Source organism: Roseovarius sp. TE539 (assembly GCF_003298505.1).
Taxonomy (GTDB): Bacteria; Pseudomonadota; Alphaproteobacteria; order Rhodobacterales; family Rhodobacteraceae; genus Roseovarius.
Genome location: NZ_QNGB01000002.1, coordinates 98,999 through 114,232, shown reverse-complemented (window position 1 = coordinate 114,232; position 15,234 = coordinate 98,999). Strand labels below are relative to the sequence as shown.

The window sequence follows — 15,234 nt, the reverse complement described above, 5'->3', positions numbered from 1 at the left end:
TCATACATCCGCTTTACCATGAATTCAGCCCTCGGCCTCGGCCTTTTCCGCAAGCGTCAGCCATTCGTCCTCGGCCGAGTTCAGGGCCGTCTGCCGCGCCTTCAACGCATCTGTCGCCTTGCGGAATTTGACCGGTTCGCGATTGAACAGCTCCGGGTCCGACAGCAACTCCTCCAGTTTGGCAATCTCCGCCTCCAGCTGGTCTATTTCAGCGGGCAGATTTTCCAGCCTGTGGCGTTCGGTGAAGGTCAGCCCGGACTTGCCGGGTTTGCCACCCTGTTTGGCGTTTTCCTTCTTGGTGCGTGTCCTTGCGGGTTTCCTGTCTTTGCTCGCCGGCGCTCCGGCTCCTTCTTCCCCTCTTTGCGCGCGATAGTCGCTCCAGCCGCCGGCATAGGCAATGGCGTGCCCGTCGCCCTCCATGGCTATTGTCACGCTGGCAACGCGGTCCAGGAAATCGCGATCGTGGCTTACCAGAAGCGTGGTTCCATCGTAGTCGTCCAGCAGTTCCTGCAACAGGTCCAGAGTTTCGATGTCCAGGTCGTTGGTCGGCTCGTCCAGCACCAGAAGGTTGCTTTCCCGGGCCATGATGCGAGCCAGCAACAATCGCGCTTTTTCACCCCCTGACAGGGACTTGACCGGCGCTCTTGCCTGTCTTTCATCGAACAGGAAATCCTTGAGATAGCCCACGACATGGCGCGGTTGTCCGCGCACCATGACTTGATCCGCCCGGCCGGAAACACCGATTTCGGCATCGCCCGACAAATTCTCCCACAAGCTCTTTTCCGGCTCCAGCTTCGATCGCGCTTGATCGAAAACCGCCGGGATCAGGTTGGTACCGCGGATGACCTCCCCGCTGTCCGGCGTCACCTCGCCCAGAAGAATCTTCAGCAGCGTTGTCTTGCCCACGCCATTGGGTCCGACAAACGCCACCCTGTCACCTTTCTGAATCTTTACCGAGAAATCCCGCAGGATCAGTTTACCGCCATAAGATTTTGAAATTCCTCTGGCTTCTATAACCTTCTTGCCCGATTTCGGCCCCGCCTCCAGGGCCATCGCCGCCGTGCCCTGCCGGCGGATCTGGCTGGCACGCTCTGCACGCAGCGCCTGCAGGGCGCGCACACGTCCCTGATTGCGCTTGCGTCGGGCGCTAATGCCCTCAACGGCCCAGCGGGCCTCGGCCTTGATCTTCCGGTCCAGCTTGTGCCGGCTCTGGTCCTCCTCGTCCCAGATTTTGTCACGCCATTCCTCGAAATGCTCGAAACCTTTCTCTTGTCGTCGCATTATTCCCCTGTCTATCCAGAGGGTTGCGCGCGTAAGTTCACGCAAAAACGCACGGTCGTGGCTGATCAGTACAAAGGCCGAACGGGTCTGTTTCAATTCTTGTTCGAGCCAGGTGATTGCCGTGATGTCGAGGTGATTGGTAGGTTCGTCCAGCAGCATCAATTCCGGCGCCTCGGCCATCAAGCGCGCCAAAGCGGCACGCCGGCGCTCCCCGCCCGAGGCCGTGTCGACCGCTTGCGCAGGATCGAACTTCAATCCTTCCGCCGCCATCTCCACGCGGTACATCTCGCCCGGCTCCAGGGCCGCGGCGGCAAAATCCCCCAACGTGGAAAACCCCGCCATCTCGGGATCCTGCTCCATGTATCCAACGCTCGTGCCGGGACTTAGGGTTCGTGATCCGGTGTCGGGCTCGACAAGACCGGCCATGATTCTCATCAGCGTGGACTTGCCCGATCCGTTTCGGCCCACAAGCGCCGCGCGATCACCGGGATGAACCACCAGCGATAGGTCCGACAGGATCGGCCCGCCCCCGAAAGTGAGCGAAATGTCCGTCAGTTGCAAAAGGGGTGCCTGTGCCATGCCAGCGGGCTATCCCGCCCCGCCGGGCGGGTCAAGTTACTGCACCGCAGTCCTCAGGAGGCGCTTTCTTGCTGGCGGAATGGACCGGATTTCCAGCCCCGTGAAAACATGCAGCGTGTTCATCTGACGATCGACGACCGCATGGTCACTCACCCATCCCCCCATCAGCAGATACGTGCGCAGAAGCGGCGGCATCCGCAGCATTGCCAGCCTTGCGTCCGGTTTGCGGCGGCGCAGCTTTTGTGCGAATCGGAAAACCGATGGTGCCTTGACCCGCGGCAACCAGCGGCGCGGCGCCAGGTGACGGTCCTTCAGCATCGCGAAAGCATCGAAATACCGCTCAGCTTCGGTGCCCTGAAAGGAAGAGCAGCCAAAAAGCAACTCGACACCGTTATCATCCACAAAGCGTGTCATCGCGCCCCACGCCACCCGCAGGATATCCGGGTCCCGGCAATCCGGGTCGATGCAGAAGCGCCCCATCTCGACCATCGGGCCATCGAAGTCCTCAAGCGCGGACAGTTCGTAGAATTGCGCCGAATAGCTGTGCCCTATCTCCGAGCCGTGAGTCAGGGGCAGCATCCTGAAACAGCATACGATCCGCCCGCCCTCCGTTTCTTCAACAAGGATGTGCTTGCAAATGTCGTCGAACTCATCCGCATCCAGAGCCGCCTCATCCTCGGCCGCCGCAAAGGCGCGCGCCCTGAGCCGCTGCGCGGCGCGGACATCGCCCTGAGTCTCGGCCACCCTGGTCACGTACCGCCCATTGGCAAGCCCTGACATGGCCATTACTCCCTGCGCGAAACGGCTGATCTGCGTGGTGCTATAGCACCGCCCGTATGACAGCCTCGTGACGCGTCTGCGTCAATCACTAAAAGACCTGACCTGGATCTATGGTGCCGATATTGCCAAGCATCTGCCTCAGGAAGCCGTTGCCCTGGACCGAAGAGCTTGTCACGCGACGCGACAACGCCACCACATGTCCATCCTGAAGGTCGAAACGCTCGATATTCGCGATCACGTCGTTGCCGTCAAAACTTATCGCCAGAACTTCGCGCCGGATTTCCTGAGGTCGGGTCGGCCCGAATGTCTTGAAGCGGCTACGCACGTAGTAGTAATCGCCACCGCCCAGCATTCCCGATGTCGAGGGCGGTCCGATCGTGTCATCGACGGTCGCACGGGTATCCACACCCACCACAAGCTCCTCAAGATCCGAATCCGGCGGAACGTATCCATGGTTCTGGTAGGTCGCGCTGCATGCCGCGAGGGCCACGAGCCACACCACGACGAAGGCCGTTTTCAGCCTGTTTCCGATCCCTGCCATGCCAACCCTCTTGATCCCGGCCTCCCGGGCCGTCTATCCCGATTACAACACCCCGCCCGGATGGTTCAAGGAAGGAAGCACATCACACCATGGCCCAGGCCCCGCAAAATCACACGACGCTGCGCTTGAATGAACTTTCGGTGCGCCACCCGACGGCATTCGGCCTGGCCCCCGATGCGCAAGCACGCGACAGGATCGCTTCCGACCTGGGGCTTGTGGATCTTCGCAAACTTTCGTTCAGCGGGACGATCACCGCGGAGGGGCCGCATGATTGGCGGCTCGAGGCCACCCTGGGCGCGTCGGTGGTTCAATCCTGCGTGGTCACACTCGCACCCGTGACGACGCGGATCGATACGGTCGTGACACGGCGGTTTCTTGCCGATATGCCCGATCCCGATCCTGCGGAAGAAATCGAGATGCCCGAGGATGCCAGCGCCGAGCCACTGACAGACCCGATCGACCTTGAGCGCGTAATGATCGAGGCACTCGCCCTTTCGCTGCCGGACTATCCCCGTGCCGATGGCGCCACTTTGGGCACTGCCGTGTATGCCGCGCCGGGGGTCGCCCCCTTGCGCGAGGAGGAAACCCGCCCCTTCGCCGGCCTGGCGGACCTGAAGGCGCGGCTGAAAGGGGATGAGAAGTAGCGGAAAAACCGCTTGCCCCGGCACGAAATCGCTGTATTTTCGCGCTTTCATCGGAATTTGGGGTTGAACCGTCGGCGCCGTACGGACTATGAGCCGCGGACACCCGTAAACCGGGCGAACGAGCCCACTGCAAATCGAGGTTGCGACATGGCTGTCCAACAGAACAAAGTATCGAAATCGCGCCGCAACAATCGCCGCGCGCATGACGCTCTGACGGGCGCCAACCCCAACGAATGCCCCAATTGCGGTGAGTTGAAGCGCCCTCACCATGTCTGCGTCGCCTGTGGCCACTACGCCGACCGCGAGGTCGTTGCCATGGCGGACGAGGTCGATCTGGACGAAGACGCGGCCTGAATCGAAAAAGGACGGCTGCCCGGATGACGGCGCACCAGGAAAATCCAGCGGCGGGTTCGGGGCGCATCATCATATCGGTCGACGCCATGGGCGGTGATCAGGGACCGGCAGCCGTGGTGGCGGGCATATCGAGATCGGCAAAGAAGAACCCCGATATAGGGTTTCTCCTGCATGGTCCGCGCGGCGAACTCGAAAAGCTCGTCGCGCGACGAAAGAACCTGGCCGGGCGCTGCGAGATCCGCGATGCCAGTGATGTCGTGTCGATGGAGGACAAGCCAAGCCAGGTCATGCGGCAGGGCCGCGAGACGTCGATGTGGTCCGCGCTGGACGCGGTGCGCAACGGAGAGGCGACGGTCTGTGTATCCTGCGGCAACACCGGCGCGCTGATGCTCATGTCCGTGATGCGGTTGCGCAAGCTGCAGGGGATCTACCGGCCGGCGATCGCCGTCATGTGGCCATCCCGCAACCCGCAGAAATTCAACATCATGCTGGATGGCGGTGCGGATATCCGCGCAGATGCCAAGGACCTGATGCAATATGCATTGATGGGCGCCTCCTATGCGCGCAACGGCTTCGGGCTCGACCGGCCGCGCATCGGGCTGCTCAATGTGGGTACCGAAGAACACAAGGGCCGGGCAGAACTCAAGGAAGCCTACGACCTGATCGCGGCCAACGCAGATGATTCGCAGTTCGAATTCGTCGGTTTCGTGGAGGGCCGCGATCTTCCGGGCACCGCCTGCGACGTGATCGTTACGGACGGGTTCACCGGCAACGTGGCTCTCAAGACGGGCGAGGGCATTGCCAAGCTCATTACCGACCTGCTGCGCGAGGCTTTTGCATATACACCGCTGTCGCGCCTTGCGTCGGTGCTGGCCTACACCTCTTTGCGGCGCCTCAAGAAACGGGTTGATCCACGCCGTGCCAATGGTGGTGTTTTCCTCGGTCTCAATGGTACGGTCGTGAAATCGCATGGCTCGGCCGACGCGACCGGTGTTTCCGCGGCGGTCAAGCTTGCTTTCCAGTTGGCGCAGACCGGTTTCTCGCAGAAGCTGGCGGCCCGGGTCGCCTCGGCGTCGGTTCCGACGCGGGAGGCCGGTTCCGGCCCGAGCACGGCGGGAGGAGAAAGCTGATGACGGTTAGGGCGGTGATCGAAGGCGCCGGGCATTACCTGCCCGAACGTGTTGTGCCGAACAGCTGGTTCGAGGGCTGGCTGGACACCTCTGACGAATGGATTCGCAGTCGCTCGGGAATTGAACGCCGCCGCTTTGCGGCGGACGACGAAGCGACATCGGATCTTGCGACACACGCGGCGCGGGCGGCCCTTGACGCTGCGGGCCTGAACGTGGACGACATCGACGGCGTGATCGTCGCCACATCCACCCCCGACCTCACGTTCCCTTCGGTCGCCACGATGGTACAGCGCGACCTTGGCATGACACATGGCTTTGGCTTCGATGTGCAAGCTGTGTGCGCGGGATTCATCTATGCGCTGACCAACGCCAATGCCCTCATCATCGCCGGGCAGGCCCGCCGCCTTCTGGTGATCGGTGCCGAGACCTTCAGCCGTATCATGGATTGGCAGGACCGATCGACCTGCGTGCTTTTCGGCGATGGCGCCGGCGCGGTGGTGCTTTCGGCACAGGAAGGCAACGGCACCCCGGATGATCGCGGCATCCTGTCCGCCGATCTCAACTCCGACGGGCGTTACCGCGAGATGCTGTACGTGGACGGCGGCGTGTCGACCACAGGCGATGCCGGAAAACTGCGCATGCAAGGCAATCCGCTGTTTCGTCAGGCGGTCGAGAAGCTGACGGAAACGGCCGATGTGGCACTGGAAAAAATCGGCCTTTCGGGAAGTGACGTGGACTGGATCGTGCCGCATCAGGCCAATATCCGCATCATTCAGGGCACGGCCAGGAAGATGGGCGTCCCCATGGATCGAGTGATCCTCACGGTTCAGGATCATGGCAACACGTCGGCCGCGTCGATCCCGCTGGCGCTGTCGGTGGGCGCGGCCGACGGGCGGATCAGGAAGGGCGATCTCGTGCTGAGCGAGGCGATTGGCGGTGGCCTGGCTTGGGGGGCGGTCGCGTTGCGCTGGTAAGGGCGTTGCCGGCACTTGATTCCCTGCATAAAAAGTTCATTGCAAGTCATTGATATTGACTCGCAAAAATCTTCCGCCCTAGTATCATGTGGAAATGCGGGGGATAATAATGGCCAACAAGACACTCACAAGAATGGATCTCAGCGAGGCGATCTTTCGCGAAGTCGGCCTTTCGCGCAATGATTCCGCCCAACTGGTCGAAAGCGTTCTCGACCATATGTCGGATGCGCTCGTGCGCGGCGAACAGGTCAAGATCTCGTCGTTCGGAACCTTCTCGGTGCGGGACAAATCGGCCCGCGTCGGACGCAATCCCAAGACCGGCGAAGAGGTACCCATCAACCCTCGCCGCGTTCTGACCTTCCGTCCCTCGCACCTGATGAAGGACCGGGTTGCCGCGGGCAACAAGCGCTGAGGTCGGGTCCGCCATGGGCAAATCCGCCGATGCCTTCCGCACCATCAGCGAAGTTGCTGACTGGCTTGGTGTGCCGGCACATGTGCTGCGTTTCTGGGAAAGCAAGTTCACGCAGGTCAAACCGGTCAAGCGCGCCGGCGGGCGACGGTATTATCGGCCTGCCGACATGAAGTTGCTCGGCGGGATTCGCAAGTTGCTTCACGACGACGGGATGACCATAAAGGGCGTTCAGAAAGTATTGCGTGATCAAGGGGTTCGCCATGTCGCTGGCTTGTCGCACCCGGTTGATGACATCGTCGGTGACGAGGATATATCGCTCGACGTGGTGACCGAGGCCGGGACCGACGGCGGCACCGTGGTGCGCTTTCAGCGCGACCCGCCCGGCCCTGGCGATGTACGCGACAGCAACGTCGCGCAGCCTGAGCTGGCCCCCGCGTCGGACGCGGGCGCCGTCACCCCTGAACCACCGGCACGCGAAGAGGATGCGCCCGCGGCCGGGGCACCGCCCTCCAAGCCCGCCGGCGCGGAAAGTGACGGCTCACCGCAAGGCACGGACCCTGTGATGGACCCAACGGCGCCTGAGGAACCCGTCACAACCTCACCTCAGACAGACACCGTCCCGGACGGGGACGAAATGGCAGACCGGCCGGACATGACATCGCCGGAAGACACGTCAAGGGCGGCGGAGAAAGATGCCGCGGAACGCCACGATGACCAGGACGAATCGCGGCTGGACGATGTGGCCCGCCCCCCTCTGTCCGAGGAAGCTTCCGCCGCGTCTGATACACCCGCGCCGGAAAGCCCCCCCGCAGAGGAGTCCGCACCTGCGCCGGAACCCGTCGACACCGGCGAGGATCCGCCCGACGATGCGCCGGCCGCGCCCGGCCTGTTGGGGGGTCTTGCCCTCATCGAGCGTCCACTCGCGCCCCAGACAGCCACCCGCCTGGCCGGGGTGCGCGACCGCCTGAAGGCCCTGCGCGACAAGGCCGCGCCACAGGACGGAGCGTAGCGGAATTTTGGGAATTCCCCCTTGTCCCCACGCCCAAAACAGGTATGTAAGCTCAATCGTCGGGCTATGGCGCAGCCTGGTAGCGCGTCCGTCTGGGGGACGGAAGGTCGCAGGTTCGAGTCCTGCTAGCCCGACCAATCCAAGCTACACAGAAAGCGGATGCGCAACGGAGGCGCGGCCATGACAGGTGTGCTTTCCAGCCAGCAGCTTGTAGAAATGATCGAAGATGGTCAAATCACCGCCGATCCCTGCATTCTTCCCGAACAGGTACAGCCGGCAAGCCTGGATATGCGCCTCGGTCGAACGGCCTACCGGGTGCGTGCTTCTTTTCTTGCCGGAAAGGACCGCCCCGTCGCCGACCGGCTGGCGGAATTCGAGATGCACCGCATCGATCTTTCGCAGGGCGCGGTGCTGGAAAAGGGGTGCGTCTACGTCGTCCCGTTGCAGGAGCGGCTTGCCCTCTCAGAGAATATACGCGCCGTGGCGAACGCGAAATCATCGACAGGCAGACTGGACCTCCTGACCCGCGCGATTACCGATGGCGGCACGGAATTCGACCGGATCGCACCCGGATATCACGGCCCGCTTTACGCGGAGATCTGCCCGCGCTCCTTCTCGGTACTTGTGCGGCCCGGAATGCGCCTCAACCAGATCCGATTCCGCAGCGGAGACGCGGTACTGACCGACGCGGAACTTGGCACGCTTCATCGCGAAAACCCGCTGGTGGACAGTGACCCGGTCATCGACCACGGGCTCGGGTTCTCGGTCGATCTGCTGCCGCGGGATGGCACCCTGGTCGGCTACCGCGCCAAACCCCATGCCGGGGTCATCGACCTTGACCGGGTGGGCCATTACAGTGCCGCTGATTACTGGGAAGAGGTGCATTCCGCAAGCGGGCGTATCATCCTGGACCCGGGCGCCTTCTATATCCTCGTCAGCCGCGAGGCCGTCCATATCCCTCCCTCTCATGCGGCCGAAATGGCGCCGTACCTTGCCATGGTCGGAGAATTCCGGGTGCACTACGCGGGGTTCTTCGACCCCGGTTTCGGCCATGATGCGGCCGGTGGAGATGGATCACGCGGGGTGCTTGAAGTGCGCTGTCACGAAGCGCCGTTCGTCCTGGAACATGGTCAGACTGTCGGGCGGCTGGTCTACGAACGGATGAGCCAGGTACCCGATCAGCTTTACGGGGCCAGCATCGCCTCCAACTACCAGGGCCAGGGGCTGAAACTGTCCAAACATTTCAGCGGCTGAGGTTCCTCAGAACCGCCCGAACCGACGCGCCATGCGGACAGATTGGCGCATGCGCTGCTTGGTCTTGCCACTTTCGGGGGGCTGCCCCTGTTCCTCGGCGGACTTGCCCTTGTTCATGCGGTCACCAACCACCTCGATTCCCTTGTTGATACCGCGCCCGATCACCTGGCGCATCACCAGCCTGACGACCATGTTCACAATGTTTCCGGCATTCATGGCGTTCTCCCTGCCTGTCTGATTTGCCACCGAGATAGCATTGAATCTTGAAAATTTAAGGGCATGTCCGGCATCATTCCCCGAACAGTTCATCCTGCCCCTTCGCGTCCGTACCGTCCTCCCGTGCGTCGTCCTCGCCCTCTCCGAGAGACGGCATCTGGTCCGGGGGCGGGCGGTTTTCAAGCAGCCCCGCCGCACGCAGTTCCTTCAGCCCCGGCAGATCACGCGGGCTTTCGAGCCCGAAATGATCCAGAAACCCCTGGGTCACGACGAACGTCACCGGACGTCCCGGGGTCATCTTGCGGCGACCGAAACGGATCCATTCCAGTTCAAGCAGCTGATCCACGGTTCCTCTGCTGACCGAAACGCCGCGAATCTCCTCGATCTCGGCGCGGGTGACGGGCTGATGATAGGCGATGATCGCCAATGTCTCGATCGCCGCGCGGGACAGTTTTCTGGTTTCCACAGTCTCGCGTTGCATGAGAAAGCCAAGATCGGGGGCGGTGCGCATGGCCCAGGCATCCCCGACCCGGACCAGATGCACCCCGCGGCCTTCATAGCGCCGGCGCAGATGTGCCAGCGCCTCGGCGGCATCACTGCCATGGGGCATCCGGCTCTCGATCTCCCGCACCGTCACGGGTTCGGCTGTCGCGAACAGGATCGCTTCGCACATGCGCTCCTGTTCGGCCATCGGCGGGGCCGCGAACAGGCTTTCATGTTCGTCTTCGGTATCTTCCGGCATGGCCTCAATCCCTTCGGCGCAATTCGATCGGCGCGAAGGTTTCGCTCTGGCGAAGGTCGATCCGGCCCTCGCGCACCAGTTCCAGCGCCGCCGCGAAGGTGGACGCCGTGGCCGAGCGGCGGCGCTTCGGATCGGTGGTGAATCCTTCGGGCAGATACGCCGAGATCTCTGTCCATGTCCCTGCGAACCCAATCAGGCCACGCATGCGCTCCAGTGCCTGTTCCAAAGAGAATACCGCCTCGCGGTCCATCGCGTAGGGGCGGAACTCGTCCCGCGTGCGGATCCGCGCATACCCCTGCATGAGGTCCAGCAGGGTGGCTATATAACGTACCCGCCGCAGGCGCGTCACGTCCTCGGGCAGACCGCGTGCGAAGAAGTTCTGGCCCAGGCGGTCACGCGCCATCAGCTTCGCGGCCGCCTCTCGCATGGCCTGGAGCCGCTCAAGCTGAAACGCGAGGTGCGCCGCCAACTCCTCTCCGGAAGGGCCCTCGTCGGTAGGATCTGGCGGCAACAGGAGGCGCGACTTCAGAAACGCCAGCCAAGCGGCCATCACGAGGTAATCCGCGGCCAATTCGATACGCATTTCGCGGGCCGTCTCAACGAAGGCGAGGTATTGTTTCGCAAGCTCCAGGATGCTGACCTTTCGCAGATCCACCTTCTGGGTTCGGCCCATGGTAAGAAGCAGGTCCAGCGGCCCCTCGAACCCGTCCACATCCACGATCAATGCCTCGGCCGCCATGCGGTCGGCCACATTGGTCACGCCGCCGGCACCATCGGCATTTTCGAAATCCTCCTCGAAATCATGCTCATCCATCGCCGGGTCCATCCGTCATCAGCCGTTCCAGATTTGCCTCGAGGACGGAAATGTCAACCGTGTCAGGGGGGGTGCGCGCCGACAGCGCCGCCATGGCCCGGGCCTGAGCGGCCTCGTCCATGCGGCCAGCGGCCCCGGCAACCGCGCGCCGCGCCTCAAGTGTCCCGTTGCAATGAAGGACGACGTCACAGCCGGCATCGAGCGCCGCGCGCGCCAGATCATCGGGGCGGCCCGCCAGTGCCTTCATCGAGATGTCATCGGTCATGATCAGCCCGTCGAAACCGATATCCTCACGGATCAGGCGCATCACCGCCGGCGAGATCGTTGCGGGGAGGCTGTCAATGGCCGTGTAGACAACATGCGCCGTCATCGCCAGGGGCAAGTCCGCCAGCTCGCGGAAGGGGGCGAAATCACTGCTCTCAAGGACGGGGCACGGGTCTGTCACCTCGGGAAGCGACAGATGGCTGTCGGCGGCGGCACGTCCATGCCCGGGAATGTGCTTGAGCACCGGCAACACACCTCCTGCCAGAAGGCCATCTGCAACCGCCCTGCCGATCTCGGCCACCTCCGATGGCGCCCCCCCATAGCATCGGTCGCGCAGGAAATCATGCGTTTCCGGCCCGACCAGATCGACAAGTGGCGCGCAGTTTCCATCGATCCCGAGGGCACGCAGCTCCGCCGCGATGATCCTGTAACGCAGATACATTGCCTGTGCGCCATGCGGACCGGCAGCCGCGGTCTGGCGCAATGGCGGTGGCCAGTCCCGCGCCAACGGCGGACGCAGGCGCTGCACCCGTCCGCCTTCCTGATCCACGAATATCGCCGCCTCGCGTCCCACGGTTTCGCGCATCTCGTCACAAAGCGCGCGCACCTGTGCGGCGTTCTCCACGTTGCGGGCGAACAGGATGAAGCCGAAAGGATCGGCCTGCCTGAAAAACTTCCTTTCTTCGGCACTCAGGCGTGGACCGTCGGCATCAAGGATCGTTGCCCCGAAGCCGTTCAACGGGTAACCACCGGAATGCACTCGGTATTCTCGGCAATGAAGGCCGAACAGAAACGCCGTGCATCGCTCAGGTCGTCAAAGCCCATGGCACGCAGGCGGTAAAAGATCCGCCCACCACTTTCGGCGCGCTGGATCACCCGGTCCTTGGAGGACAGGTACTCATCAAAGCGGTTCGAAAGCCGGGCCCATTCCTCGCGTGCGACCTCGGCGCTCGCGAACGCACCCAACTGCGCCAGACGCGTGCCCGCCGGAATCGTCTCAGGGTCCACGTCACGTGGCCCGGCGGGAGCCACCGCCGATACGGTGCGCAGATTGGTCAGGTCGGCCGGGCGGATCTTCGGGCGCAGGGATCGCCCCAGCCCGGGCACATCATCCTCGCCGGTCGCCTGACGGGCGACCGCGTCGGCTTCCGGTGGCTCATCCGCCAATGGTTGAAGCGGCTCCTCGCCCTCGGCCAGCTTGTCGGCCAGCGCCTCGACGGCGCGTCGCTGCGCTGCCTCGTCATTCGCACCACCTGCATCGGCGGCCACCCGAACGCCGTTTGTTTCACCGTCGGTGGTGTCGGCCTCGGCATCCGCTGCCCCCTGCCGGGACCGGACCGGCGCAGCATCCAGTTCAAGCGGATCAGGCGCGAGGATCACTTTTTCCACCGGTCCGGACACTGCCCCGGACCCGGCAACCTCATTCACCGAGAGCCCCTGATGCAACGCCTGTTCACCGCCCGGGTCGTCGGGCTGAACCCGGATCGGCCCCTCCGCCGCCCGGATCACGGGGACACCGCTCACGTCGCGCACCAGTATCTGATACCCCCAGACACCCATGCCTACTGTCAGGGCAATCGAAACGACCGCCCCGGCTGCATAAGCAAGTCTTGCAATGGGATTGACTTGTTCAGGCACGGAGCGTTGCTGTGCCGCATACATATCTGCCATGTCTCGCCTCGCTTTCCACCGGCGATACATTGCCGCCAGGGAGTATTGTCTGCCTCAATCCCCCCGGAGCGCGCGACTTTCTATCGCATTTCCTCGACCGGGGTTACGCCGAGAATACCAAGACCGGCGGAAATAACAACGGTTACGGCACGGGCAAGGGCGATTTTGGCGCGGCTGGTGTCGGCATCGTCTTCCTGAAGGAAGCGCAAAGCGGGCTCGTCATGGCCGCGGTTCCACAAAGCGTGCAGCTCGCTGGCCAGATCATAAAGGTAGAATGCCAGGCGGTGCGGCTCGTTGGTACGGCCGGCGATCTCGACAAGGCGGGGCCATTCCGCCAGCTTCCTGAGCACCGCCAACTCGGCCTCATGGGTCAGTATGGAATGATCAGACGTTGCCAACGCCGCGTCGTCCACGTCGATATCCGCCATCCGCGCCTTGCGCAGAACGCTGCAAACCCGCGCATGTGCATACTGGACGTAAAAGACGGGGTTGTCCTTGGACTGCTCCATCACCTTGTCGAAATCGAAGTCAAGCGGCGCGTCGTTCTTGCGCGTCAGCATCACGAAACGGGTGACGTCCGCGCCGACCTGATCGACCACGTCGCGCATCGTCACGAAGGTGCCCGCACGCTTGGACATCTTGAAGGGTTCGCCGTTCTTCCACAGCTTCACAAGCTGGCACAGCTTGATTTCAAGTGGCACGCGCCCGTCGCTCAGGGCGCTGACAGCCGCCTTCATCCGTTTCACATATCCGCCGTGATCGGCTCCGAAAACGTCGATCAGCACGTCGTAGCCGCGCGCGATCTTGTCATAATGATAGGCGATATCGGGGGCGAAATAGGTCCAGCTTCCATCGGATTTGGCGATCGGGCGGTCAACGTCGTCGCCATGAACGGTGGAGCGGAAAAGCGTCTGTTCGCGGGGTTCCCAATCCTCGGGAGCCTTGCCCTTCGGCGGCTCGAGCACCCCTTCGTAGATGAGGCCCTTGTCCTTCAGGAAACCGAGTGCTTCCTCGATCCGGCCGGTTCCGTAAAGGGATTTCTCGGAATAGAAAACGTCCATCCGCACGCCAAGCGCCTCGAGGTCGGCACGGATCAGTTCCATCATCGCCTCGGTGGCGAAGGCGCGCACCTCGGCCAGCCACACTGCCTCGGGCTGGTCCACATAGGCCGCGCCAACCTCGTCGCGCAGGGCCTTGCCAACGGCGATCAGGTAATCACCGGGATAGGTCCCGTCCTCGAACGCCACGGCCTGTCCATGTGCCTCAAGGTAGCGCAGGTAAACCGAACGCGCCAACACGTCCACCTGCGCGCCCCCGTCGTTGATGTAGTATTCGCGCGTCACCTCGTAGCCGACGTAATCCAGCAGGCTGGCCAGTGCATCGCCGAAAACCGCGCCGCGCGTGTGGCCAACATGCAATGGCCCGGTGGGATTGGCGCTGACATATTCAACATTGACGCGCATGCCATGCCCCATTGCGGAGCGTCCGAAATCATTGCCTTCGGTCAATGCGGCACGCAGCACCTCGTGCCAGACGCCCGGCGCCAGCCGCAGGTTCAGAAACCCCGGACCAGCCACCTCGGCGCTTGCGATCCGGTCATCCGCCCGCAACTTGCCTGCCAGCGTTTCGGCGATATCGCGCGGTTTCAGCCCTGCGGGCTTGGCCAGGACCATCGCGGCATTGGTGGCCATGTCGCCATGGGCGGGATCGCGCGGCGGTTCGACCGTGACATTGGCATAATCCAGCCCCGCCGGCAGATGCCCCTCGGCAGTGATAGCCGAAAGCGCCCCGGTCACGAGGTCCCTGATGTCGGAAAATGGGTTCATGTCGCGCCTCCAGATTGGTCTCGCGCATACCAGAGGCCCCTCCGGTGTCAAGACCACGCTCCGAGGGCCGGCATGCAGGATCAGTCCACGGGTGTCGTCACCGGCAGAACCACACCACCGATGCCGCGCCCGCGCGGTCCGGTCAGGTAGTCCGCGGCGGCCAGCACCGAACCGGCCAGAGCCGCCCCTTGCGGCCCCTGCCCCAGTTCCAGGGCGTTCACGCGCACACCGGCCGCGCGCAAGGTCGTATCCATGGCAACCGTCAGCCGCGACATCGCCGCGGCATGGGCCTGCGTCTCGGGACGGTCCGCGGGTGTTGCCCCTTCGTGGATAGACAGAACCCGTCCCCGCGCCGCAGCCAGCCCTGCCTGCAAGCTCCGCGTGAAGGCCGGCACGGCCTTCAGCACCGCACCGGGTCTGCGCGGCTCCCGCAGGGACTGAAGATGCACGAGAACATGCAACGCCTCCGCCTCCCAGATCGCCCCGACCTGACGGATGTGGTGAGGCTGCAACGGGTCGAGGCAGAGCGGCTCGATCCTGTCCGGGTGCAGCCGCGCGGCGCTCATCGCCGCCGCCTCGTCCACATCCAGCGCCAGCACCCGTGCGCCGGCCGCCGCATATCCTTCGGCAAGCATCGCCCCCATTGGCGCACCCGCCCCGGCAATCAGGACGACCTTTTCGTCGAATTGGCTGAGGAATGGCACAGGAAACGGTTCTTTCGACGCGGCGACACCCGAGGATAG

At 63.3% G+C, this 15,234-nt stretch carries 17 protein-coding genes and 1 tRNA gene; 8 read left to right on the top strand and 10 right to left on the bottom strand.

Going from position 1 to position 15,234, the window contains the following annotated elements:
* Positions 1-24: 24 nt before the first annotated feature.
* The 3 genes from DQW77_RS01870 to DQW77_RS01860 all read right to left on the bottom strand — a co-directional run bounded on the left by DQW77_RS01870 (position 25) and on the right by DQW77_RS01860 (position 3,181).
* The gene (locus tag DQW77_RS01870) at positions 25-1,860 is read right to left on the bottom strand and encodes an ABC-F family ATP-binding cassette domain-containing protein (RefSeq protein ID WP_113256477.1); all 1,836 of its coding nucleotides are present in this window, start codon (positions 1,858-1,860) and stop codon (positions 25-27) included.
* A gap of 36 nt (positions 1,861-1,896) precedes the next feature.
* Positions 1,897-2,640 (bottom strand): GNAT family N-acetyltransferase, encoded by a 744-nt coding sequence (locus tag DQW77_RS01865; RefSeq protein WP_113256593.1) that lies wholly within the window; start codon positions 2,638-2,640, stop codon positions 1,897-1,899.
* Between the two features lie 88 nt (positions 2,641-2,728).
* On the bottom strand, positions 2,729-3,181 hold the full coding sequence (locus DQW77_RS01860) for an outer membrane protein assembly factor BamE (protein ID WP_113256476.1): 453 nt from the start codon (positions 3,179-3,181) through the stop codon (positions 2,729-2,731).
* Between the two features lie 89 nt (positions 3,182-3,270).
* On the opposite strand from DQW77_RS01860, the gene DQW77_RS01855 reads away from it, so the two are divergent.
* The 8 genes from DQW77_RS01855 to DQW77_RS01820 all read left to right on the top strand — a co-directional run bounded on the left by DQW77_RS01855 (position 3,271) and on the right by DQW77_RS01820 (position 8,958).
* Positions 3,271-3,825: a DUF177 domain-containing protein gene (locus DQW77_RS01855; protein WP_113256475.1), complete on the top strand. Its 555-nt coding sequence runs from the start codon at positions 3,271-3,273 to the stop codon at positions 3,823-3,825.
* Positions 3,826-3,972: 147 nt separating this feature from the next.
* Positions 3,973-4,179: a 50S ribosomal protein L32 gene (gene rpmF, locus DQW77_RS01850; protein ID WP_113256474.1), complete on the top strand. Its 207-nt coding sequence runs from the start codon at positions 3,973-3,975 to the stop codon at positions 4,177-4,179.
* Positions 4,180-4,202: 23 nt separating this feature from the next.
* Positions 4,203-5,309, top strand: a complete 1,107-nt coding sequence (plsX, locus tag DQW77_RS01845) for a phosphate acyltransferase PlsX (RefSeq protein ID WP_113256473.1) — start codon at positions 4,203-4,205, stop codon at positions 5,307-5,309.
* Positions 5,309-6,283 (top strand): beta-ketoacyl-ACP synthase III, encoded by a 975-nt coding sequence (locus DQW77_RS01840; protein ID WP_113256472.1) that lies wholly within the window; start codon positions 5,309-5,311, stop codon positions 6,281-6,283. Before plsX ends, DQW77_RS01840 begins: the two co-directional genes overlap by 1 nt.
* 109 nt (positions 6,284-6,392) lie before the next feature.
* The gene (gene ihfA, locus DQW77_RS01835; protein ID WP_113256471.1) at positions 6,393-6,695 is read left to right on the top strand and encodes an integration host factor subunit alpha; all 303 of its coding nucleotides are present in this window, start codon (positions 6,393-6,395) and stop codon (positions 6,693-6,695) included.
* Positions 6,696-6,708: 13 nt separating this feature from the next.
* On the top strand, positions 6,709-7,704 hold the full coding sequence (locus tag DQW77_RS01830) for a MerR family transcriptional regulator (protein ID WP_113256470.1): 996 nt from the start codon (positions 6,709-6,711) through the stop codon (positions 7,702-7,704).
* 60 nt (positions 7,705-7,764) lie between these two features.
* Positions 7,765-7,841: transfer RNA gene (locus DQW77_RS01825), tRNA-Pro, on the top strand.
* A gap of 43 nt (positions 7,842-7,884) precedes the next feature.
* Positions 7,885-8,958, top strand: coding sequence for a 2'-deoxycytidine 5'-triphosphate deaminase (locus DQW77_RS01820; RefSeq protein ID WP_113256592.1), 1,074 nt, complete (start codon positions 7,885-7,887; stop codon positions 8,956-8,958).
* 6 nt (positions 8,959-8,964) lie between these two features.
* Here DQW77_RS01820 and DQW77_RS01815 read toward each other — a convergent pair whose 3' ends face one another.
* The 7 genes from DQW77_RS01815 to DQW77_RS01785 form a co-directional block, all read right to left on the bottom strand.
* On the bottom strand, positions 8,965-9,174 hold the full coding sequence (locus tag DQW77_RS01815) for a hypothetical protein (protein WP_113256469.1): 210 nt from the start codon (positions 9,172-9,174) through the stop codon (positions 8,965-8,967).
* 73 nt (positions 9,175-9,247) lie between these two features.
* Entirely contained in the window at positions 9,248-9,916 is a 669-nt protein-coding gene (gene scpB / locus DQW77_RS01810) for an SMC-Scp complex subunit ScpB (RefSeq protein WP_113256468.1), read from the bottom strand.
* 4 nt (positions 9,917-9,920) lie between these two features.
* Positions 9,921-10,730, bottom strand: coding sequence for a ScpA family protein (locus DQW77_RS01805; RefSeq protein ID WP_113256591.1), 810 nt, complete (start codon positions 10,728-10,730; stop codon positions 9,921-9,923).
* Complete coding sequence (nagZ, locus tag DQW77_RS01800) at positions 10,723-11,733, bottom strand: beta-N-acetylhexosaminidase (protein ID WP_258523638.1); 1,011 nt, start codon at positions 11,731-11,733, stop codon at positions 10,723-10,725. Before nagZ ends, DQW77_RS01805 begins: the two co-directional genes overlap by 8 nt.
* Positions 11,730-12,665, bottom strand: coding sequence for an SPOR domain-containing protein (locus DQW77_RS01795; protein WP_113256466.1), 936 nt, complete (start codon positions 12,663-12,665; stop codon positions 11,730-11,732). The genes nagZ and DQW77_RS01795 overlap by 4 nt, the downstream gene beginning before the upstream one ends.
* An 80-nt stretch (positions 12,666-12,745) precedes the next feature.
* Positions 12,746-14,491 carry an arginine--tRNA ligase gene (gene argS, locus DQW77_RS01790; protein WP_113256465.1) on the bottom strand — a complete coding sequence of 582 codons (1,746 nt, stop codon included), beginning with the start codon at positions 14,489-14,491 and terminating at the stop codon, positions 12,746-12,748.
* A gap of 80 nt (positions 14,492-14,571) precedes the next feature.
* Entirely contained in the window at positions 14,572-15,195 is a 624-nt protein-coding gene (locus DQW77_RS01785; RefSeq protein ID WP_113256464.1) for a hypothetical protein, read from the bottom strand.
* Positions 15,196-15,234 lie beyond the last annotated feature (39 nt).